The organism is Afipia dichlorophenoxyacetatis (assembly GCF_055386385.1).
In genome coordinates this window covers 5,904,467-5,926,610 of the sequence record NZ_AP029250.1, presented here as the reverse complement: position 1 = coordinate 5,926,610, position 22,144 = coordinate 5,904,467, and the positions used below count along the sequence as shown (strand labels likewise).

The following is a 22,144-nucleotide window of genomic DNA, read 5'->3' as shown; positions in this document are numbered from 1 at the left end:
AGCCTTAGGGGCATACTTGTCCCGGCTCGTCTGATAGGAGCCGCAAGGACGGCTCACCTGTCCAAGGTAGTTCGGATTTCAGGGGGGCTGTTTTATCCGCTTTAGGGGTCGTCCGATGCAATCTCGCTGGATCGCCGAACTGTTCAGTAAGGCCCAGGATATTTTCCGGCTTTAGGGGACGCCTTTGCCTGCCCGTATTCAGTCCTTGCGACTCAGACCAAGGACAACGGCCAATCCCGTCCGCGCTCAGCATGTGCACCCCTTGCCATGACGAGACAACGCGCTGCCCCGGCCCATTTGTGACAGCCAGATTGCGAAATGCGCTCGAAACAGAACGTCCCGGAGCGCCGATGCTCGCTGTTACGCTGTAACCGCCAGATAAATCACCCATATTCGCAACCGCGCCTCTTTTTCGTCACAAAGGATTGCGTTGACAATCAAAGGATTACCGCGAGGATGGTCGAAGCCGTCATGACAAGGTGAGAATTATGCCAACTATTCCACCGCAGCGGCGTTTTCAGCTCATCCTGATCAAGCCATCTCATTACGACGACGACGGTTATGTGATTCAGTGGTTTCGCTCGGTCATGCCGTCGAATTCGCTGGCTGCACTCTATGGCCTCTCGATCGACGCCGCTGAACGCCAAGTGCTTGGCGCCGACGTCGCCATCGATGTGACGCCGATTGACGAGACCAACACGCGGATCCAGCCCAAGAAGATCATCGCTCAGCTCAAGCGTCATGGCGGCTTCGGTCTGGTCGGCCTCGTTGGCGTGCAATCAAACCAGTTTCCCCGCGCGATGGACATTGCCCGCCCGTTGCGGGCCGCCGGCGTCAATGTGGTGATCGGCGGCTTTCATGTTTCCGGTTGTCTGTCGATGCTGAAAGGCATGCAGCCGGATATCCAGGAGGCTGTGGACTTAGGGATCAGCTTGTTTGCGGGCGAAGCGGAGGAGCAGCTCGACGCTCTGCTGCGCGATGCCGCAACGGGAACACTTCAGCCTGTCTACAACTACCTCAATGACCTGCCGTCAATTCAGGCCGCGCCCGTGCCCATGTTGCTCCGCAAGCACGTCAGCCGCACGGTGGGTAACTATTCGACCTTCGATGCGGGTCGCGGTTGTCCCTACCAATGTTCGTTCTGCACGATCATCAATGTGCAGGGACGGAAATCGCGACGCCGTTCGCCCGACGATATCGAACACATCATTAGACAGAATTGGGAAGAAGGTATCCATCGCTTCTTCATCACCGATGACAACCTCGCCCGCAACAAGGATTGGGAGATCATCCTCGATCGTATTATCAAGCTGCGTGTCGATGAGGGGATCAAAGTAAGTCTGATGATCCAGGTCGACACGCTGTGTCACAAGATCCCAAATTTTGTCGAGAAGTGTGCGAAGGCAGGCGTCAGCCGCGTCTTCATCGGAATGGAAAGCGTTAATCCCGATACGCTCATCGCAGCCAAGAAGCGGCAAAACAAGATTACCGAATATCGCAAGCTGCTGCTCGCCTGGAAGAACGTCGGCGCTGTGACTTATGCGGGGTACATCCTCGGATTTCCGAATGACACGCCTGAGTCGATCAGGCGCGACATCTCGATCGTCCAGCGCGAGCTGCCGATCGATATGATGGAATTCTTTTGCCTGACGCCGTTGCCGGGCTCAGAGGATCACCAGGTGCTGCACCGCCAAGGTGTCGCGATGGATCCCGATATGAACAAATACGACACCGAACATGTCGTGACGGCGCACGCCAAAATGACGCCGAAGGAATGGGAAGATATCTATCGCGAGGCCTGGGAGACTTACTACACGCCGAAGCACCTCGAGCGCATTTTGCGTCGTGCAGGGGCGACGGGCATCAATCTGAGTTCATTGGCAGGGACGCTTCTGCACTTCTCGCAATTCACTGCGGTTGAGAACGTGCACCCGCTGCAAGGCGGCATCTTCCGGTTAAAATTCCGTCGTGATCGCCGACCGACATTTGAGATCGAGCCGGTCTGGGCGTTTTATCCAAAATACCTTGCGGATACGGCACGCAAGCTCGTGCGCGTTGCGGGAGCGGCGCGGCATCTCTATGGCCTGGCAAAAAGCATCAAGGCTGATCCTCTGAAGAAGTCCTACATGGATCAAGCGTTGACGCCGGCAATCGAGGAAGATCTGGATTCGCTGGAGCTGTTCAATCAGAATGATGCCGCCCGAAACGCAGTGCACCACGAGAGGCACGTGCGCGAATTGACCGTTGGGGCCCAGAAGGCCAGTTGAGATTCTGGCGGCCCTGCATTTTCGGAGATTTGGGTTGCTGGCGGTAACCCTCGACATTTTCTCGTCGAGGGGCGTATCTTTCTCCCATGTCTGACCACGATCATCATCACGATCATGACCATTCCGAGCTGTCGGAGACGGAGCTGCGTGTCCGCGCGTTGGAGACGGTTCTGACCGAGAAGGGCTATGTCGATCCGGCGGCACTTGATGTCCTGATCGAGACTTATGAAACAAAAGTCGGTCCGCGTAATGGTGCTCGTGTGATCGCAAAAGCCTGGGCCGATCCGGCTTACCATGCGCGGCTTCTGGCAGACGCGACATCCGCCATTGCTGAATTCGATTACGCGGGACGGCAGGGCGAACACATCGTGGCGGTCGAGAATACCGATCGCCAGCACAACATGGTCGTCTGCACGCTGTGCTCTTGTTACCCGTGGCCTGTGCTTGGGCTTCCGCCGGTCTGGTACAAATCCGCGCCGTATCGATCGCGCGCAGTGATCGACCCGCGTGGTGTGTTGCGCGATTTTGGTCTTACACTTCCCGCTGAAACCGAAATCCGCGTATGGGATTCCACGGCTGAAATCCGCTATCTGGTGGTGCCGCAACGCCCTGCCGGGACCGAAGGGTGGAGCGAGGAAGCGCTCGCCGATCTCGTCACGCGTGACAGCATGATTGGGACCGGCTTTCCGAAATCGCCGGAGCAGATGCGATGAACGGCGCGCATGACATGGGCGGCGTCGATGGTTTCGGCCCGGTGGTGCCTGAACCGAATGAGCCGGTGTTTCATAGCGACTGGGAGCGCCGCGTGCTGGCGCTGACGCTTGCCATGGCAAAGCCCGGTGGCTGGAATATCGACATGTCGCGGTTTGCGCGTGAGGATCGCTCGCCCGCCGATTATTTGAGTAAGAGCTATTACCAGATCTGGCTCGCAGGCCTCGAGCGTCTGATGGAAGAACGTGGGCTGGTATCGATTTCTGAAATCGATGAAGGGCGCGTGCTTGTCTCGCCAAAGGCTGGCGTCGCTGTGCTCGCGCGGGACGACGTCGCCGCGATGTTGCGGCGGGGCGGGCCGACTGAACGCGACGCTGCGTTGCAAGCCATGTTCGCCATTGGTGATCGCGTACGCGCGAAGAACCTTCATCCCAAGGGGCACACGCGATTGCCGCGCTATGTGCGCGGGCATGTCGGCATCGTGGATCGCGTTCATGGATGTCACGTGTTTCCGGACAGCAACGCGCGTGGTGCGGGCGAAGCTCCGCAGTGGCTCTACACGGTTCGTTTTACGGGCTGGGAGCTGTGGGGCGAGCGCGCCGATGCGAATACGGCCGTTTCGGTTGATGCGTGGGAGTCGTATCTGGAGCCTGCCGAATAATGGTTGACCAGAACGCAGCGGCGCAGGCGACTGCCGCGCTACCCGGAATTCCGCGTGACGAAGACGGTCCGGTGTTTCGGGAGCCGTGGGAAGCGCGGGCTTTCGCGATGGCCGTGGCGTTGCACGGACGCGGCGTGTTCACGTGGCCGGAGTGGGCTGACGCACTGGCGCGTGAGATCAAGCAGGCGCAGGCCAAGGGGGATGCCGATACGGGCGAGACGTATTATCGCCACTGGCTAGCTGCCCTCGAGAAGCTCGTCTCTTCGAAACATGTTGCGACCGAGGATGCTCTGCATCGCTATCGTGATGCCTGGGACCATGCGGCGGATCGCACACCGCACGGTCACCCGATTGAGCTTGCGCCGGAAGATTTCCGTTCAGCTTGATTAGGTTGAATGCCTTTACGCAGGCACGATCGCTTTGCCAATCGGCCAGAGCGCTATGCCGGCGAGCTTCAAATGCGCCCATGCGAAAGGAATGCCGACGATTGTGATCGCCAGCAGGACGGCGGTGATCAGGTGGCCGAGTGCCAGCCACCAGCCTGCGAACACCAGCCAGATCAGATTGCCCAGGAAGCCAAGCAGCCCTGTGCCGATGTCGGAACGATTGGTCAATGTGTCGCGCGAGACAGCCTTCTGGCCAAAGGGAAGCAGTGTGTAGGCTGCGATGTTGAACGCCGCGCGGGCCCAAGGCAGTCCGATGATGGTGATCGCCATGATCACAGCCGCGAGCACCCAGCCGGCAGCCATCCAAAGGCCGCCAAAGAGAATCCATGCAATATTGAGAAGAAGAGATAAAGGCGACATCGTGCGTCCAATCGCTGGTCCTTGGGCCTCGCGGGCACTATAACCCCGTCACATTACGGATGCCCGACGTTTGTGAGGAAATAGCGATGCGCGATGAGATTCAAGCTTCAACCGGAATATTCGATATCGAAGCCATCGCGAAGTCGCTGCCGGACACCGCGACGACCCTGCTGGTCGACAAATACCTTACCAATCGGGAGCAGGCGAGCGCGCGGGTCTTTCGGGTCTACCGGCCAACGCCGCCGCACTATCACGTGACTTGTGATGAATATCTTTATGTTGTCTCTGGTCGGGGCACCTTCTGGATGAAGGATCCGGCCACGAAGGCGGAGTTTCGTCCGGGACAATTGTTGTTTTTCGAGCGCGGGACCGTTCATGCCATGCCCGAGTTATTCGAGCAGCCTGTGGTTTTCCTGTCGGTCGATACGCCGCGCCGCGAACCAACCGATATCGTTTTTGTTGACCCGCAAGATGGATCACCGGAAACGTTCATGGCGCGGAATGTAAAGCCGGCCGAATGAGATTGCTTCGGGACGGTTTGCAGGGTGAGAAAATGCGCCCCTTCGTTGGCGAAATCGCCCCGTAGCGCTATATGAAATGAGCCCACGGAGACTGGGACAAGCAGGAGATACTGAATGAAGAACACTAAACGCCCAGCCTCTGTTGCCCTGTGGGCCTCCGCCGCTGTTGCGGCTCTGGCTATTGTGGCCGGCGCATCAACCTCTGCACAGGCTTACCCGGAAGGTCCCTATTGCTGGGAGAACTTCAGCCGCCTTGGCCCAGGCAGAGACTGCAGATTCTATTCATTTGAGCAATGCATCGCGACGTCGAGTGGCGTGGGCGGAACGTGCAGCCGTAATCCCTGGTACGCGTATTATAGCGAGCAGGAGCCGGCTCCTGTTCCTCCGCCTCGCCACCGTAAGACCCGTCGCCATGTTCCGAATTGAGCAATTGGTGAATAGATACGAATGCTGATGAAGCATGGCGCTCCGGTCTTGGTCGAATCAGGATCGGAGCGTTTTTCATTTTGACTGAGTGTGATTTGATCCGTGAGGCATGGCGGTGTGAAGCGTTCGTCCGAAAACATGCATGTCGGTGGTCGCCCGGTGGCACAGGCAGATGATTTTTACGCCCGCCTGCCGGTATTTCATGGGTTCAGCCGGTTGATGGAGCCATCATTGTACCAGCGGGTGCCTGATGGCTGGCTGATTGGCGTTGCTGACATTGTGCAATCCACCAAAGCGATTGCGAACAATCGCTACAAGGCGGTGAATATGGCAGGCGCTTCCGTGATTGCGTCTGTCACCAATGCACTCGAGAACCGCGATTTTCCATTCGCGTTCGGCGGCGATGGCGCAAGCTTCGCTGTAGCGCCGCAAGATGCAGCAGCGACGCGCGCGGCGCTTGCAGCGACGGCGACCTGGGTGAAGGAAGATCTCGATCTGATCATGCGGGTCGCACTGGTGCCCATCGAAGCGATCCGCGCGCAAGGGCTGGACGTTCGTGTTGCGCGCTATGCGCCATCGCCGAACGTATCCTACGCTATGTTTTCTGGTGGTGGTCTCGCCTGGGCGGAAGCCAGCATGAAGCGCGGTGAATATACCGTGGAGATGGCGCCCGCCGGAGCGCATCCAGATCTCACCGGTCTGTCGTGCCGGTTCGCCGAAATTCCAACCGAGCGCGGCTTGATCCTATCGTTGTTGATCGTGCCGGCGAGTGATGCCAATAGCGCCGCATTCCGCCGTTTGATCGAGGATGTGATTACACTGGTGGAAAGGAGCCCGGGTGCAGGACGCCCGGTGCCGTCAAGCGGGCCACCAATGCGTTGGCCTACTTCGGGTACGGAGTATGAGGCACGTGCACGGCGCGGCAAACCGCTCTTTTTGCGCCGCCTCCGCGTTCATACGGTCTCGTTGTTCTCGTATGTCCTGTTTCGCTATGGAATTTCGATCGGAGGATTTGTCCCGCAGGTTTATTTGAAGCAGCTCGTCGAGAATTCCGATTTCAGGAAGTACGACGATGGTCTGCGTATGGTCCTCGATTGTAGCGCAGGGCTCGCCGACGCCATCGAGGAGCGTCTAGTCGCCGCAGCCTCAAATGGAACGATTCGCTACGGTTTGCACCGGCAGGACGCTGCCATGATGACCTGCTTTACGCTCTCCGTGATCCGGCCAGACCACTTCCATTTCATTGATGGAGCCCGTGGTGGTTATGCATCGGCGGCCACAGCCTTGAAGGCGATGTTGAATTAGTGTGGTGGTTCGGAAGTCCGCTTCATTTTTCCTGCAAGTCCATCCAGCGAGCTTTGGATTCGGGGCACTAGGACTTTAGTCGCATAAGGCGTCTGGAACTTTCCCGCGTGTTTTGTGTTTCACCCCGTTGAACATGTGGGCATACGAATGGCTGATAGCGGGAGCTTGATGAAAACGGTCGACCGTTTCGAGACGACGTTGACCGATGGCGATCGATATCGCCTCCTGATTGATGCTGTCACGGACTATGCCATCTATATGCTCGATGCGGACGGCATCGTGACGAGTTGGAATCCGGGAGCGCAACGGTTCAAGGGCTACATGGCGTCCGAGATCCTCGGCAGCCATTTTTCTCGCTTTTATTCTGAAGAGGACCGGAAGGCCGGGCTGCCTGCGCGGGCGCTGGCGACAGCAGCACGCGAAGGCAAATTCGAAAATGAAGGTTGGCGGATACGGAAGGATGGCACCCGGTTCTGGGCGCATGTGGTTATCGATCCGATCCGCGCACCATCGGGGCGCCTTGTTGGATTTGCAAAGATCACGCGGGATCTCACGGAGCGCAAAGCCGCAGAGGAGCTGCTGCGGCAAAGCGAAGAGCAATTTCGCCTCCTTGTGCAAGGCGTCACCGATTACGCGATCTACATGCTCGATCCTCACGGTCGCATCACCAACTGGAATCCTGGTGCGCAGAGGATTAAGGGCTATCGCCCTGAGGAAATCATTGGCCAGCACTTTTCGCGTTTCTACACCGAGAAGGACAGGCTGAAGGGCGAACCTCAATATGCGCTGGAAACCGCAGTGCGTGAGGGGCGCTACGAAAGGGAGAGCTGGCGTGTCCGCAAGGATGGCACCCAGTTCTGGGCCAACGTGGTCATCGATCCGATTCGCGATGACCGCGGTCAGATCATTGGCTTTGCCAAGATCACGCGCGATATTACTGAACGTCGCGAAGCACAAAAAGCCCTCGAGCAAACGCGTGAGGCGTTGTTTCAGTCGCAGAAGATGGAAGCGATTGGGCAACTGACGGGGGGTATCGCGCACGACTTCAACAATCTGCTGATGGTCATTCTTGGCAGTCTCGAACTCGTCGGCAAGCGGCTGCCCGACGATCCCAAGATTGAGAGCTTGATCGGTAACGCAAAGCAGGCTGCGGAGCGTGGCACGGCGTTGACACAGCGGATGCTCGCATTTGCGCGGCGTCAGGATTTGGAATTTTCGCCGGTCGACGTAACCGGTCTTGTACGCGACATGATGGATCTCCTGCAGCGCTCGCTTGGGCCGTCGGTCTCTGTTGAAACACGTTTTCCACTCAAGATCGGGGTCGTTCTTGCCGATCCAAATCAACTCGAGATGGCGCTGCTCAATCTTGCCGTCAATGCGCGTGATGCCATGCCGGATGGAGGAACCATCACAATTGGTGCTCGCGAAGAAAAGGTAATGGCTGGCTCGTCAAGCGGGTTGCAAGCGGGGCGCTACGTCTGCCTGTCGGTGACGGACACTGGTGAAGGCATGGATAAAGCCACGCTGACGCGTGCGATGGAGCCCTTTTTCACCACCAAGGGCATCGGCCGCGGCACCGGTCTTGGCCTGTCTATGGTGCATGGCATGATGGAGCAAACCAACGGTCGTTTTGTGCTGAAAAGCGAGCAGGGGAAAGGCACGGTGGCGGAGCTGTGGATTCCGATTGCGAAGGAAATGCGCGCGGAGAGCCAAGCCGCCAGCGCCGCAAAAGGAGGGGACGAAGTGGTTCGTCCATTGGTGGTGCTTGCCGTCGATGATGATGGCCTCGTGTTGATGAACACGGCCATGATGCTCGAGGAACTTGGGCACAAGGTATTCGAAGCGACGTCCGGCAAACAGGCGCTCGATATTTTGCGGCGAGAAGAGGCTGTCGATCTGGTGATCACCGATCACGCGATGCCGCAGATGACCGGCGTGCAGCTCGCAACAGCGATCAAGGACGAACGGCCAGGTCTCCCGATTATCCTGGCAACGGGCTATGCCGAATTGCCGCCGGGCTCGGAGATCGGCTTGCCCAAACTCGCCAAGCCATTCCGCCAGCAGGAGCTGTCGCAGGCCGTCAGCGCCATCATGCGCAGCTGATTCGTCGTTGATCGCGTCCTGACGCGAGCGGCCTTAGGCCATTCCGTTCAGGAACGGATTGGTCTGGCGCTCGTGGCCGATGCTCGATCCAGGTCCATGTCCGCAGATGAAGCCGACGTCGTCACCCAGAGGCAGCAGCTTGTTGGTGATGGAGCTGATCAATGTGGCATGATCGCCGCCCGGCAGATCGGTTCGGCCGACCGAACCATTAAACAGCACGTCGCCAACCAGCGCGAACCGCATCTCCTTATTGAAGAATACGACGCTTCCTGGAGAGTGACCGGGGCAATGAAACACGTCGAAGGTGAGTTCGCCCACCTTGACCTGGTCTCCTTCGCTGAGCCAGCGATCAGGTGCGAAATTCCGCACGCCGACCATGCCGTAATTGGCCCCGCTCTCTACCACATGATCGAGCAGGTATTTGTCGGCGAGATGTGGTCCCTCGATCGGCACCTTCAATTCATCACGCAACTGCGCGGCGCCGCCGACGTGGTCAATATGGCCATGCGTGATCCAGATCTGCTCGACCGTCACATCCGCTTGCTTGATCGCTGCGAGGATCTGCGGAACGTCTCCGCCAGGATCGACGACCACAGCGCGGCGGGTGACGTTGCACCACAGCAGCGTGCAATTCTGTTGGAATGGCGAGACCGGGATGATGATCGCGCCGGCTTTGGCGTTCGCGTCATTGGATGTGTCGTTCATGCCCGACACATTGCCGATTTTTTCGGCCGCGCCAAGTGCTTTCCGCCAAATCTTCTTGAAACCAACTGCAGTTAGCTGTCAGGGGTTCCTTGTCACTGCCGTGTCATGCCACTCGTCGAGGCATAGCGTCGGATGCATGTTCGATCCCAGTGAGAGCATCGAATGGTTCAGGTCGCCCGACGCCGTAGCCTTGCGCATAATCAACACCGATGTCGCGGAGCGCCTGGAGAATTTCGTCATTCTCGACAAATTCGGCGATGGTCCGCTTGCCCATGACTTTGCCGATCCGGCTAATCATCTCGACCATGGCACGGTCGATCGGATCGTCGAGCATGTCCTTTACGAATCCTCCGTCGATCTTGAGATAGTCAACCGGGAGATTCTTGAGATAACCAAAGGACGACATTCCGCTGCCGAAATCGTCGAGCGAGAAGCGGCAGCCCAGCTTCTGCAGCACACTGATAAAACGGTTGGCGTTATCGAGATCGGCAATCGCACTGGTCTCGGTGATTTCGAAGCAGATCATCGTCGGGGGGATGCCGTGCAAATGAAGCTGCTCGAAAACGTAATCAACGAAACCGTCATCGTTGAACGTCGCGCCTGACAGGTTGATGGCGCATGTCGTGATATTCGATGATGCGCGGCGAAGCCTTGTCGCCAGAATTTCGAATGCATGGCGAACGACCCAGCGGTCGATCAGCGGCATCAGGCCATAGCGCTCCGCCGCGGGAATGAAATCTCCAGGGGGCACCAGCTTCCCGTCGCGGTCGCGCAGCCGCAACAGCAGTTCGAGATGGGCGCCATCGTGGTCGTTGCCATTCAGGGACGCTATCTTCTGGGCGTAGAGGCAGAAGCGCTGTTCCTCAAGGGCTTCACGAATGTGTTGAACCCAAGCCATCTCGCCGAAGCGATGCTGCAGTTCGGTGTCGCCGGGATTGTGGATCTGAATGCGGTTGCGGCCCTTTTCCTTCGCCATGTAACAGGCAAGATCGGCCGTTCGCACCGTCTCATCCATCGTGGCGTGACCCTGTAGCAGGTAGACGAGGCCGATACTCGCGGTGACATTAAACGCGCGTCCATTCCAGACAAAGTTGAGGTCCTGGATTGATTGCCGAATCCGTTCTGCACTTAATGCTGCCTGCTCGATATGGGTGTGATCGAGCAAAACGGCGAACTCATCACCGCCGAGCCGCGCGAGCAGATTTCCTGATCTTGTTTGCCGTCGCAACAGGTCCGAGATTTCGCACAGCAGCTTGTCGCCAGCGGCGTGGCCGCAGGTGTCGTTGATGATCTTGAACTGGTCGAGGTCGATAAACATCAGCGCGCGGGATTCCGCGTCCTCGTTCTCCAAGTGCTGCAATGCCTGCCGGAGACGATGTTCAAATTCGCGCCGGTTGGCCAGATTCGTCAGGCTGCAATGTGAAGCCTGCCACGAGAGTTGCGAGATGTATTCCCGCTCGCTCGTCATGTCGCGGAGCACCAGCACTACGCCGGCAAATTGTCCGTCCTCATGCAGCGGTGCGCCGACAACCGAGACCGCGACGGATGTAGCGTCATTGCGCATCAGCATGTGCGGCTTGGAAATCGCGCCGTGTCCATTGCGCGCCCGTTCAATCGGACACTCGCTGGTTTCGCCGGTTTGTTCGTCGACGATTTTAAACAGTGAAGTGAGAGGCAGGCCTTTCGAATCGATCATCCGGCGTGACACCAAGGTCTCCGCCGCGGGATTCATGTATTCCACATAGCCAAGAGCATCTGTGCTGATAACTGCGTCACCGATCGAGGCCAGCGTGATTTGTACACGCTCTTTCTCAGCCTTCAGCGCGTCTTCGTCCTTCTGACGTTGCGCCAGGAAGTGCCGCACGTAGAGATATTGTACGAGGATGAGCAGGCCGACCGTGAACAGATTAACAATCGTCAGAACGATCTTGATCTGGCGGGAACCATCTCCCAGGCTTGCAGAGAACGCCATCGCTTCCGGTGCTAGGCGGGCATTGAGCCGATTGAGCTCGGCGCGGTGTTCATCGGTGATTTCAGGAGCCGCCGGTCCATTGGCATTTTCGGTGTCAATCGCATTGGCAAGATTGGTCAGATCCGTGAGCAAAAGATCCGTGGCGCGCCAATGGTTGATGGCTTTTTTGAAGGCGGGAAGATCGCGATAATAGCGAAACAGCCAGATCATGCCGTCGATGTCGTCGGCGTTGTTGCCGCCTTTCAACAGACCTTGACGAGCTGTCGCGATATCGGGAGGCGTTTGTTCGAGTGCGAGGCGCGCCGCGCGATCACCCAGAGGAATGGCAATTGCGCGTTCATATCCCTCGTAAAATTGTTGCCTGCCGGTGCCGCTGTAAAGATAAAGCGAATGAATTGCTTCTTTTTGTCCCTTGGACCAGAGGCTCTCTCCCCCGACATAGGAGCGCACCGAAGACAGGACATTCAGGCTCATGCCGGCAACGAATGCCTGCAACAGCACGATAATAATAAAAGGCGCAACGAGGCGCAGCAGTCGTGCGTTTCCAAACAGCAGATTTAATCTCATCGGATGCCGCGCCGCCTCGGGTGAAAATCGTGTTAGAAAATTCCGGTCCCGTCAGTTCGAAACAAAAGCGCTTCCGCACGACGATTTGCCGGTCTGAGGCGCGTCGGACAGGGTGACGGTACCAGATTAAGAAGAACCGAATTTTGAGCACTCGCCCTACGTGCAGCGAGAAGCTGTGTGAACAGCACGTAAATGTCTTCGTGAAAGTTTGCGCGATCGGTGGCGGGCTGGCGCTTGTCAGTGCTGGTCGTCACCTGCTGGAATTCGTTAACTATCGTTTGGTGTGTGATTTCAGCGTATTTTCGACCACGCTGTCGAAGGGCGATTTGGTCGTGAAGACGTATTGCGCTTTTTCCTCGGCGATGAAGTTGTCACGTTTCTGGACAAGAACGGTGAGCTTGTCATTAAAGGCCTTGCGCTGTTGGCCGGAATTATGGCGGGTAAATACAAGTTTTGGGCTGAGAGCCGGTCGGTAGCCTGCTAGATTGCTTCGGCCATGAATTCACCTGTCGGCTTCATCAATATTGTTCCGCCGCAAGACCGCCGTCAGTCTGAGACAGCGCTTGCAGTTGCGCGCGGCACGTCCAGATTTTTGAGATCGTTGGGCTTTTCCTGCGTCGGCGAGTTGTCTCTGCCATCCGGCCGCCGCGCTGATCTGGTGGCCATGAATGCGCGGGGCGACATCTGGATCGTGGAGATCAAGTCATCACTGGAAGACCTGCGCGCGGATCAAAAATGGCAGGACTACCGGATGCATTGTGATCGGCTGTTTTTCGCCTTCACACAGGATCTGCCCTGCGAGATTTTCCCGCCTGATACCGGGCTGATCGTTGCTGATGCTTATGGAGCGTATTTGCATTGCGATGCGCCGGAGCATCGGCTGCCGGCAGCGACACGAAAATCAATGATCGTCAGCTTCGGATTGCTGGCGGCGCGACGGATGAGCGTGCTCGTTGACCCGCAAGGCCATGGCGACATCGACGAATAGTCTATTCGGCGGCGACGTTAGCGATAGGAATCAGGGCGCTTTCGAACATACCAAAAGCGACCTGCGCGCCCTCAACGACGCCCGCTGTATCCGCGCGCGCCGAGGGATGGTTTTCAAGCACCGCGAGAAACGTCGGCCAGAGCCGCTTGCCGAAACCGTGCCGCAAGTAAGCGGTGGCGGCCAGCGCGCTCGAGTCCGGGTCCTGCGCCAGACGCGCCAGGATAATCCGCGCACCCATGCGTGAGGCTTCCAGCACATAGAGCGCGCCGAGCATTTCTGCGGTGGTTTTGAATTCGGGGACGGGCAGCGGGTCGCAGGCGACGTCCATCACGGCAAGATCGTGTTCGAGTGCCGCGGTCCGCACGCGCTGTTGCCAGTCAGGGATGTGGGCCTCGATGCCTCCTCGTTGGAGGGCCGTCTCGATGGGAAATAGCGCTTCCGCCTGGCCGCGCAGGAAGCCCGCATAGTTGCGCGGTCTGCCGAGATCGAGCCAGGAGAGGGCGAGATCCAGCCGCTGATGTGATGTCTGTGTTGCTTCGCTGACGATATCTCGGATTGAGGTCGTCATAATTGAGGTCATCATGGCGCCCTGCCTTCGCTCAGAAAACGAATGCGCACTTGAACTGAAATGACCGAAATCAACGGCGATGATTTCACCCATCGCTCAGTGATCCCGCGTGATCACGATTTCACGCGTTGGAACGAGGTGACCGATCAGGCTGGTCACGTAGTTTCTTGTTATCTGCTCAGGAAATGACGACCGGCCGCGAATGATGACCCGCGGCGGGCAAAGAGATTTCTCCCGCCATTCGATCCGGAAGTCTTCGACCAGGCCGAATTGTTTAGTGGCCTCGAGACGGGAGGAGATGTCTATATGCCGAGCTTTTCGCATGATGGCCCGCAGCGCAGCCGCGTCCCCCTGATTGTGTCTGCGCAGTCAACGCAGCTACAATCAAAAGAGTTCCATCAGGCTTAGCGGGGAGCGCGCTTGGCCAGGATGCGCTGCAACGTCCGGCGATGCATGTTCAGCCTCCGGGCTGTCTCGGAAACGTTGCGATTGCACATCTCATAAATACGCTGGATGTGCTCCCAGCGAACACGATCGGCCGACATCGGGTTCTGCGGCAGCTGGTTCTTATCCGTCGTGCTCGCAAGCAGGGCCGCAACCACGTCATCGGCGTCGGCCGGCTTCGAGAGATAGTCGATTGCACCCATTTTCACCGCAGTCACTGCAGTGGCAATGTTGCCGTATCCCGTCAGCACAATGGCACGGGCGTCCGGACGCTGGCGTTTGAGTGCGGAGACCACGTCAAGGCCATTGCCATCACCGAGCCGGAGGTCAACGACCGCAAAGGCCGGAGCCGATTTGGTGATGTGGTTCAGGCCTTCAGACACATTGTCGCAGGCGGTTACGGCGAAGCCGCGAGTTTCCATCGCGCGCGCCAACCGGTCGAGAAATGCTTTGTCGTCCTCAACGATAAGAAGAGAACGGTCTGCGATCTCAGTTAATTCGGCGGTTGCGGTCACGTTTGGGAACCTCCTGTTACGGCCATCATGCTTGGAATCATATGGCGTGGCAATTGGGTACCGCCAAGGCCGCTGGGGTGCGGCCCTTAGTCACGACAGCGAAGTCGACGGGACTTCCGTGGTCTCAAAACGCTCGCGCGGCCAAACGATCGTGACCACGGCGCCGTGAGCCGGGAACACCCTGTTGGTAAACGAAACGCGCGCGCCGGTGCGCTCCAGCAATGTTCTGGCGATGAAAACGCCGAGGCCAAGGCCGTCGCGGCCGTTCTGTTCGTCGTTGGTTCGGCGTCGCGAGAGATATGGCTCACCAATGCGCTTGAGGATGTCGGGTGGGATGCCAGGCCCGTCATCGGACACGATGATTTCCACCACCTCGGTATTCCACCAAGCATTCACCTCGACCTTCTCCCGCGCGAAGTCGACGGCGTTCTCGAGAATGTTCCCGACACCGTACAGGATCGCCGGATTGCGGACGCCGACGGGCTCGGGGTCGTCGACGAGCGCGACGCGGACCTTGATCGCAATGCCGAAGTCGCGGTGAGGCGCCACTGTTTCTTCGATCAGTGAAGAGAGCGGCATTCGGTCAAGTGATGCATCACGCGACGACAACTGCGTGATTTTGGCCAGGATATCGCGGCAACGGCGCGCCTGCTCGCGCAGCATTTTCAGGTCGTTGCGCGTGTGCTCGTCGAGCTTGTCGCTCTGGCTGATTCCTTCAAGTTCGCGCGAGATCAAATAGATCGTCGACAACGGCGTGCCGAGTTCATGCGCAGCAGCGGCGGCGAGGCCGTCAAGCTGTGTCAAATGCTGTTCGCGTGTCAGCACCAGCTCCGTGGCGGCTAACGCGTCGGAGAGTTTGCGAGCTTCCTCGGTGACCTGGAATGCGTAGAGACTGGTGACGCCGATCGCCAGCACGATCGAAAGCCAGACCGCTGTCATGTAAGTTGGCGGGAGCACCAGTGGCTCATCGCCGTTCCATGGCAGCGGCAGATGGAAGAATCCAAGCGCTGTTGCGCAGGCAATGGCAAGGAGGCCGAGTGCGATGGTGAAGCGCGTTGGCAGGGCGGTTGCTGAGATCAGCACCGGCGCAAGAAACAAAAACGAGAACGGATTCTGCAGGCCACCTGTCAGGACCAGGAGTGCCGCGAGTTCGGCGATGTTGATGGCGAGAAGGGCGGCCGCGTAGGCCGGTTCCAGGCGATGAACCGGATTGAACGTGATCTGCAGCACAAGATTGAGCAGCGCCGAAAAGCCGATAATAGTGACACAGGGAACAATCGGTACGTCGAAATCGAGGCCCTGTGAGACGATGAAAATCGTCGCGAGTTGCCCCAGTACGGCGAGCCAGCGCAGCCGTAGGATGGTATCCAGACGTACGTAACGGCGCGGGTGACGGAAATCCGAGGCGGCAATGTCGCTCATCCAGCAATCCTTAGCGTCGAATAATGCCGATCACAAATCGGCGGGAACAACTCGATTTGCCATAAGTCGATGAATTTGCGGATGATCTTATCGCCGCAGCTATCCCGCTTAGTGAATGGAGATAGGTTTCTTCTGTTTTTTCCCGCTTACACGTCAATAACCATCTCCAAAGAACCTTCGGCGCATTGACGGTTTGTCGCACTCTCGACAGTATGCTGCGCTGCGAAACCGGGATCGAGGAAGTCACATGCCGATTGGCGAATTTGGCAGGCCGCCTGAACTGCCCACCGAAGCCAGCCCTGCGCTGACTACCAATATGTATTGGATGTACGAGATGGGGCAGGCATCGCTCAATCCCGCACGTGCTTTTGCGGATATGACGAAGCTCGTCTTCGAAAATCCGCTCAATCCTTTTGCCAACACGGAATTCGGAAAGTCCATTTCCGCAGGGTGCGAACTATTCGAGCGCACCACGCGCCGCTATGGCAAGCCGGAATGGCGCCTCCATGATACCGAGGTCAATGGCGTACGTGTCCCGGTGGAAGTGAAGAGCATCTGGGAAAAGCCGTTCTGCCGATTGCTCTACTTCGATCGCAAGCTGAGCCATCCGCTGCGCGAGCCGCAGCCGCGGGTGCTGATCGTCGCGCCGATGTCGGGCCACTATGCGACGCTGTTGCGCGGCACGGTCGAAGCATTCTTGCCGGGCCATGAAGTCTACATCACCGACTGGTCGGATGCGCGCATGGTGCCGGTTGCACAGGGCCGGTTCGATCTCGACGATTATATCGATTACGTGATCGAGATGATGCACGTGCTCGGCGGCAACGTTCACGTTGTCGCGGTCTGTCAGCCGGCCGTTCCGGTTCTCGCGGCCGTTTCGGTTATGGAAGCCGCGAAAGATCCTTACTTTCCAACCTCTATGACCTTGATGGGTGGCCCGATCGATACGCGGCGCAATCCGACGGCGGTGAACAATCTTGCGGAAGAGAAGGGGATCGAGTGGTTCCGCAACAATGTCATCACCAAGGTGCCCTTCCCTCATCCGGGATTCATGCGTGATGTTTATCCAGGGTTCCTGCAGCTGACGGGCTTCGTCAGCATGAATCTGGATCGCCACGTGGACGCGCATAAGAAGTTGTTCAGCAACCTCGTCAAAGGCGACGGCGATCTCGTCGACAAGCATGTCGAATTCTATGACGAATATCTCGCCGTTATGGATCTGACGGCTGAATTCTATCTTCAGACCGTCGATGCGGTGTTCGTGAAGCACGCTTTGCCGAAAGGTGAGATGATGCATCGTGGCAAGCGGGTCGATCCATCAAAGATCGAGCGTGTTGCACTGATGACAGTGGAAGGCGAGAACGACGACATCTCCGGTTTGGGTCAAACTGAAGCAACCCACGGACTATGCAGCGCGATTCCTGATAGCCGTCGCGTTCATTATGTGCAGAAAGGCGTGGGTCATTACGGCGTCTTCAACGGCTCGCGCTTCAAATCCGAAATCGTCCCTCGAATCTCGGATTTCATGCGCTCGGCGGCACTGAGCAAAAGCTCGCTGGTGGCTGCGGAATAGGGTTCCCGAGAGGCCTATTTCGTCAGAAATGCCATATTTTATTGGGGATTCTGCGGTTTTACGTGCGCAGGAATCCCCGCCTCCTCCTCAAGACTTTGATTCCAAAGGGAAAATAGCCGCGCACAATCGCGCCATAAAAGTGAATTTTCGCGCCCGCCTCCGGGTGGGTTGAAAGCTTAGAAGTGAATCGTAATTTCGTGTTTCAGGACCCCTCATCTAGGAGGGCGAATCCTTAAATCCACGATATATTGGGCAAATGATTTGTTTTTGCGCCGATGAATTTCACTGGCGGCGGATATGGCAGAATCCCGGCGAACTCCTGCTGTCCGGACCCGCTGACATGGCCTTTCGTGCTCTTCTTTATCGCCGCCCCACCGAACCTCGCACCCTCGCCGTCAAAATCGGCTCGTCAATTTACGCTGTTCAGCTCAGGCGCCACCGCCGTGCGCGCCGTTACACGCTCCGTATTCATCCAAGTAAGCGCGAAGCCATCCTGACGATGCCGCCGCGCGGCAATCTGGCCGATGCAAAAGACTTTGCACAGCGTCACGGTGCCTGGATTGCGGCGCGCCTCGGTGGTTTGCCGAAGGCTGCACCGTTTTCGCATGGTGCATCAATTCCATTACGCGGAGTTCCACATCGCATCGTGCATCGCGCGGGTGAGCGTGGAACCGTTTGGGCCGATACACGCGACAGCGGAGAGAAGATTCTCTGTGTCGCGGGTGATCCGGAGTTCATGGATCGTCGTGTTCATGACTTCCTCAAGCGCGAAGCACGCCGTGCGCTGACCGATGCATCGCATCGTTATGCGGAGATGCTCGGGGTCAAGGTCAAGCGGATCACTATCCGTGATCAATCCAGCCGGTGGGGGTCGTGTACCTCTGCGGGTGCGCTGTCATTTTCCTGGCGGCTTATCCTCGCGCCGGCCTATGTGCTCGATTACCTCGCAGCTCATGAGGTCGCGCATCTGGTTGAGATGAATCACTCGCTGCGTTTCTGGAAAGTGGTGGGGCGGATTTGTCCGGCCACCGAGCGCGCGAAGAAGTGGCTCGATACCCACGGCAACGATCTGCATCGTTACGGGATCGAGGAATAATACAAATCACGAGGGCGGCGGCAGGTTAGCGTCTGCCGCCTAACACGCGATCAATCAGCCAGCCATCAAGACCCGCATCCGCCTCAGGCCGCGCCGACGTCTGCGTCACAGGAGGTCTACCCTGTGGGGTGGGCGGAGGCGGCGGATAATAGCCCTGATTGCTACTTTGTTGAATCTGCTGTTGCCGCTCGATCGGCTGAACAGGAGCCGGCGCGCGGGCGTTACCGGGGAATAAGCTCGACAGGAACCCGCCGCCGTCATTGCTCTGCGGCTGATAAGATCCAGGCAGAGGCGCCGGTGGCACGTTCTGATGCGCGGCTTTCATGAAGCGGGTCCAGACTTCGACAGGCAAGCCGCCGCCGGTCGCTTTCTTCGTCGGTGAATTGTCGTCGTTGCCGAGCCAGACGCCGGTCACGAGATTGGCGGTGTAGCCGATGAACCACGCGTCGCGGAAATCCTGGCTGGTGCCGGTCTTGCCCGCGGCGGACCAGCCGGGAATGTCGGCCTTGCGCGCCGTGCCGGTCACCAATGTTTCATGCATCATGCTGTTCATCATCCCGACATAGGCCGGGTCGATGATTTTCAGCGGCGGATCGGTGTGGCGGGCATAAAGAATTTTGCCTTGCGGCGTTCGGATCTTGTTCACCACGTGCGGTGATGCCGCGAATCCGCCATTGGCGAATGGCGCATAGGCGCCAACCAGCTCGGTCACAGACACTTCCGACGTGCCAAGGGCAATGGACGCATTGGGTTCCAGCTTCGATGCAATGCCCAGTCGATGGGCAGTGCGCACGACATTGGCAGGCCCCACCTCCATGCCCAGCCGGACGGCGACTGTGTTCAGTGACATTGAAAGCGCGCGCGTTAGCGTGACGGGGCCGAAGTATTCGCGGCTGTAGTTCTCTGGCTTCCAGCCCTTGACGTCGAGTGGAGCGTCGGGGCGAACTGTCTCAGGAGTCAATCCAGCTTCGAGGGCTGTGAGATAGACGAAAGGTTTGAACGCCGAGCCAGGCTGACGTTTCGCAGTCACCGCGCGGTTGAACTGACTCTCGGCGTAGTTGCGGCCGCCAACCATGGCCCGCACGGCGCCGTTTGGCGTCATGGCCACCAGCGCGCCCTGGCTGACATTGAATTTTATGCTTTTGGTCGCGAGCTCATCGATGATGGCGGCCTCAGCGACGCTTTGCAATTTCGGATCAATCGAGGTCTCGACCACGATGTCCTGGTCGATCTGGCCGACGAGGTCATCGAGCACTTCGCTGATCCAGTCAGCCACATAATTGACGGTGCCGGCACCGGCCGGATTCACGGCGTGGGCGGGATGCGCGATCGCACTCTGTGCCTGCGCGTCGGTGACAAACTTCACCTCCGCCATCGCGGTGAGCACAGCCTGAGCCCGTTTTTCGGCGCCTTCAGGATTGCGGTTGGGGGCGAGGCGGGACGGCGACTTCACGAGGCCCGCCAGCATCGCTGCTTCCGCCAGCGAGATGTTCTTTGCAGACTTGCCGAAATACCGTTGCGCAGCGGCCTCCACGCCATAGGCGCCTGATCCGAAGTAGACGCGATTGAGGTACAGTTCGAGGATTTCGGCCTTGGAATATTTCCGCTCGAGCCAAAGGGCGAGCTCGGCCTCCTGTAATTTGCGTTGAAGGGTGCGCTCCTGGGTCAGGAACAGATTTTTGGCCAGCTGCTGCGTGAGCGTGGAACCGCCCTGCGATACGCCTCGATGCATCAAATTCGCGACGATCGCGCGCGCGATGCCGGTGGGGTCAATACCGAAGTGCGAGTAGAAGCGCCGATCTTCGATGGCGATGAATGCTTTGGGCAGATAAGGCGGCAGATCCTTCAGAGACATGTTGGCGCCGGGCATTTCGCCGCGTGTCGCAATGATGCTGCCATCCATCGCGGCAATTTGAATCGTCGGCGGCCGCTTGGGAATTTCCAGCGATTGAATAGAGGGAAGCTGCGCGCCGACCCAGACAAACAGTCCGGCACCGGCAATGACTCCCCAAAGACTGAGAACGACGCCCCAATAAGCAAGGCGACCTAGCGCGGACCGCGAACGGCCCTTGGACGAATTATCTTTGTCTTTGTGCGAGGAGGAGTTGCGCGCGCGTCGTTCGCGTGGCGCCTCATCGACATCGTCATCCTCAACAGGTGCCGCGCGACGACGTTTCGGCTTCGGCTCGTCGTCGTCAATGGCATGGCCGACGCGATCCCAGCTATTGAGGCGTACACTGTCAAGCGAGGCCGGGCCGTCGAATTTCGGCTCCTTGCGTCCGCTTTTTTTCTTTTGCCCCGACGCCATACGCGATACGCCCACGCCCCACTGAACTGTCGCTGTGGTTTGCAGGGTAGCGGTGGCGGTTTAAAGGCGCGTTAAGCGGACGTTAACGCAACTTTAGGCATGGCCGCGATTAGGCAATCCACAGTAAGGCAAGCGCAACGATCGCAGGAAGCGCCTGAACGATCACGATCCTCTTGCTGACGGAGTATCCGCCGTAGAGCCCGGCCACGATCACGCAGAGCAGAAAGAAGGCCTTGATCTGAAAACCGAACGCTGCGTTGGGGTGAACAAGGCCCCAGATCAGGCCGGCTGAGAGAAAGCCATTGTAAAGGCCCTGATTGGCGGCCAACACGGCAGATTGCTGCGCCTTCTCGAGTGTATTGCCGAACGTCGCCAAGCCTTTCGGTTTGGTCCAAAGAAACATCTCGAGGATCAGGAAATAGAGATGCAGCGCCGCGACCAACGCGACGAGACCATTGGCGACATAGCTCATAGTGCTCCCCCAAGCCGATTGGATGGATGGAACCTAGCACGCGACGGTGCGAAAGTGTGAAGGGCTCGCGCTTGTCAGGAATCGGCAAGACAGATGTCGTCAAAGCAGCGATATTTGGCAGAGACGGAGATGAAAGAGCTTTCTATGCCCGCAAAACAGACTGAACGATTTTCGCTCGACCGGCTCGAGACGCCCATTGGCGTCGCCCTTCTGGTGACCGATGACGAAGGCTTTTTACGTGCGCTCGACTGGTCGGATTACGAAACCCGGCTGCGACGCTTGCTCCGCCGGCACTATGGAGAGTTCGTTCTTGAGGAGGCGTCGTCGCCAAAGAGCTTGGTTCGCGCACTGAAAGGCTATTTTTCCGGTGACCTCAATCAGCTGGCGACGGTCAAATGGCGAACAGGCGGAACGTCTTTCCAGCAAAACGTCTGGACGGCGTTGCAGAGCATTCCAGCGGGCCGGACGTCGAGCTATGGCGAGCTTGCGGCGCGGCTAAACATTCCGAACGGAGCGCGGGCCGTCGGTCTCGCCAATGGCGCCAACCCGATCAGTGTCGTTGTGCCGTGTCATCGGTTGATTGGGGCCGACCGCTCGCTGACCGGCTATGCGGGAGGACTCAAGCGCAAGCAGTGGCTGCTGGAGCACGAAGGTGCGACGTTTACACCCGCAACATAGCTGGAAGGGCTCGCAGAAAAAATCGGGCGAACCTCT

At 58.2% G+C, this 22,144-nt stretch carries 20 protein-coding genes; 12 read left to right on the top strand and 8 right to left on the bottom strand.

All coding sequences use genetic code 11. The features are described from left to right. The first annotated feature begins 488 nt into the window (after window positions 1-488). From ACZ5C3_RS27755 to ACZ5C3_RS27740, 4 genes are all read left to right on the top strand, one after another. Complete coding sequence (locus ACZ5C3_RS27755) at window positions 489-2,267, top strand: B12-binding domain-containing radical SAM protein (RefSeq protein ID WP_464034288.1); 1,779 nt, start codon at window positions 489-491, stop codon at window positions 2,265-2,267. A gap of 86 nt (window positions 2,268-2,353) precedes the next feature. Then, window positions 2,354-2,980 (top strand): nitrile hydratase subunit alpha, encoded by a 627-nt coding sequence (nthA, locus tag ACZ5C3_RS27750; RefSeq protein ID WP_464034287.1) that lies wholly within the window; start codon window positions 2,354-2,356, stop codon window positions 2,978-2,980. Further along, a complete protein-coding gene (gene nthB / locus ACZ5C3_RS27745) occupies window positions 2,977-3,639 on the top strand; it encodes a nitrile hydratase subunit beta (protein WP_464034286.1) in 663 nt (220 codons plus the stop codon). The genes nthA and nthB overlap by 4 nt, the downstream gene beginning before the upstream one ends. After that, complete coding sequence (locus tag ACZ5C3_RS27740) at window positions 3,639-4,025, top strand: nitrile hydratase accessory protein (protein WP_464034285.1); 387 nt, start codon at window positions 3,639-3,641, stop codon at window positions 4,023-4,025. Before nthB ends, ACZ5C3_RS27740 begins: the two co-directional genes overlap by 1 nt. Before the next feature lie 15 nt (window positions 4,026-4,040). Here the strand turns inward: ACZ5C3_RS27740 and ACZ5C3_RS27735 are convergent, their stop codons facing one another. After that, window positions 4,041-4,445: a YccF domain-containing protein gene (locus ACZ5C3_RS27735; RefSeq protein ID WP_464034284.1), complete on the bottom strand. Its 405-nt coding sequence runs from the start codon at window positions 4,443-4,445 to the stop codon at window positions 4,041-4,043. Between the two features lie 86 nt (window positions 4,446-4,531). On the opposite strand from ACZ5C3_RS27735, the gene ACZ5C3_RS27730 reads away from it, so the two are divergent. From ACZ5C3_RS27730 to ACZ5C3_RS27715, 4 genes are all read left to right on the top strand, one after another. Then, window positions 4,532-4,966 carry a cupin domain-containing protein gene (locus tag ACZ5C3_RS27730; RefSeq protein WP_464034283.1) on the top strand — a complete coding sequence of 145 codons (435 nt, stop codon included), beginning with the start codon at window positions 4,532-4,534 and terminating at the stop codon, window positions 4,964-4,966. A gap of 114 nt (window positions 4,967-5,080) precedes the next feature. Continuing rightward, a complete protein-coding gene (locus ACZ5C3_RS27725; protein ID WP_464034282.1) occupies window positions 5,081-5,392 on the top strand; it encodes a DUF3551 domain-containing protein in 312 nt (103 codons plus the stop codon). A gap of 138 nt (window positions 5,393-5,530) precedes the next feature. Beyond that, window positions 5,531-6,697, top strand: a complete 1,167-nt coding sequence (locus ACZ5C3_RS27720) for a DUF3095 domain-containing protein (protein WP_464038454.1) — start codon at window positions 5,531-5,533, stop codon at window positions 6,695-6,697. Between the two features lie 168 nt (window positions 6,698-6,865). Further along, window positions 6,866-8,800 carry a hybrid sensor histidine kinase/response regulator gene (locus ACZ5C3_RS27715; protein ID WP_464034281.1) on the top strand — a complete coding sequence of 645 codons (1,935 nt, stop codon included), beginning with the start codon at window positions 6,866-6,868 and terminating at the stop codon, window positions 8,798-8,800. A gap of 33 nt (window positions 8,801-8,833) precedes the next feature. On the opposite strand, the gene ACZ5C3_RS27710 is transcribed toward ACZ5C3_RS27715, so the two are convergent. Continuing rightward, the gene (locus ACZ5C3_RS27710) at window positions 8,834-9,505 is read right to left on the bottom strand and encodes an MBL fold metallo-hydrolase (protein ID WP_464034280.1); all 672 of its coding nucleotides are present in this window, start codon (window positions 9,503-9,505) and stop codon (window positions 8,834-8,836) included. A gap of 103 nt (window positions 9,506-9,608) precedes the next feature. Beyond that, complete coding sequence (locus ACZ5C3_RS27705) at window positions 9,609-12,044, bottom strand: EAL domain-containing protein (RefSeq protein WP_464044403.1); 2,436 nt, start codon at window positions 12,042-12,044, stop codon at window positions 9,609-9,611. Window positions 12,045-12,540: 496 nt separating this feature from the next. On the opposite strand from ACZ5C3_RS27705, the gene ACZ5C3_RS27700 reads away from it, so the two are divergent. Continuing rightward, a complete protein-coding gene (locus ACZ5C3_RS27700) occupies window positions 12,541-13,032 on the top strand; it encodes an MmcB family DNA repair protein (RefSeq protein WP_464034278.1) in 492 nt (163 codons plus the stop codon). Window position 13,033: 1 nt separating this feature from the next. Here the strand turns inward: ACZ5C3_RS27700 and ACZ5C3_RS27695 are convergent, their stop codons facing one another. The 3 genes from ACZ5C3_RS27695 to ACZ5C3_RS27685 form a co-directional block, all read right to left on the bottom strand. After that, the gene (locus ACZ5C3_RS27695) at window positions 13,034-13,615 is read right to left on the bottom strand and encodes a biliverdin-producing heme oxygenase (protein ID WP_464034277.1); all 582 of its coding nucleotides are present in this window, start codon (window positions 13,613-13,615) and stop codon (window positions 13,034-13,036) included. Between the two features lie 389 nt (window positions 13,616-14,004). Then, the gene (locus ACZ5C3_RS27690) at window positions 14,005-14,559 is read right to left on the bottom strand and encodes an ActR/PrrA/RegA family redox response regulator transcription factor (RefSeq protein ID WP_464034276.1); all 555 of its coding nucleotides are present in this window, start codon (window positions 14,557-14,559) and stop codon (window positions 14,005-14,007) included. A 90-nt stretch (window positions 14,560-14,649) separates the two neighbouring features. Continuing rightward, window positions 14,650-15,981, bottom strand: a complete 1,332-nt coding sequence (locus ACZ5C3_RS27685; RefSeq protein WP_464034275.1) for an ActS/PrrB/RegB family redox-sensitive histidine kinase — start codon at window positions 15,979-15,981, stop codon at window positions 14,650-14,652. Window positions 15,982-16,228: 247 nt separating this feature from the next. On the opposite strand from ACZ5C3_RS27685, the gene ACZ5C3_RS27680 reads away from it, so the two are divergent. Beyond that, window positions 16,229-17,554 carry a polyhydroxyalkanoate depolymerase gene (locus ACZ5C3_RS27680; protein WP_464034274.1) on the top strand — a complete coding sequence of 442 codons (1,326 nt, stop codon included), beginning with the start codon at window positions 16,229-16,231 and terminating at the stop codon, window positions 17,552-17,554. A gap of 256 nt (window positions 17,555-17,810) precedes the next feature. Further along, a complete protein-coding gene (locus ACZ5C3_RS27675; RefSeq protein WP_464034273.1) occupies window positions 17,811-18,650 on the top strand; it encodes a M48 family metallopeptidase in 840 nt (279 codons plus the stop codon). A gap of 25 nt (window positions 18,651-18,675) precedes the next feature. On the opposite strand, the gene ACZ5C3_RS27670 is transcribed toward ACZ5C3_RS27675, so the two are convergent. Continuing rightward, window positions 18,676-20,958, bottom strand: a complete 2,283-nt coding sequence (locus ACZ5C3_RS27670) for a transglycosylase domain-containing protein (protein ID WP_464034272.1) — start codon at window positions 20,956-20,958, stop codon at window positions 18,676-18,678. 109 nt (window positions 20,959-21,067) lie between these two features. Beyond that, on the bottom strand, window positions 21,068-21,430 hold the full coding sequence (locus ACZ5C3_RS27665) for a DUF1304 domain-containing protein (RefSeq protein ID WP_464034271.1): 363 nt from the start codon (window positions 21,428-21,430) through the stop codon (window positions 21,068-21,070). A 144-nt stretch (window positions 21,431-21,574) separates the two neighbouring features. On the opposite strand from ACZ5C3_RS27665, the gene ACZ5C3_RS27660 reads away from it, so the two are divergent. Beyond that, window positions 21,575-22,108, top strand: a complete 534-nt coding sequence (locus ACZ5C3_RS27660; RefSeq protein WP_464038453.1) for a methylated-DNA--[protein]-cysteine S-methyltransferase — start codon at window positions 21,575-21,577, stop codon at window positions 22,106-22,108. Window positions 22,109-22,144: the final 36 nt, after the last annotated feature.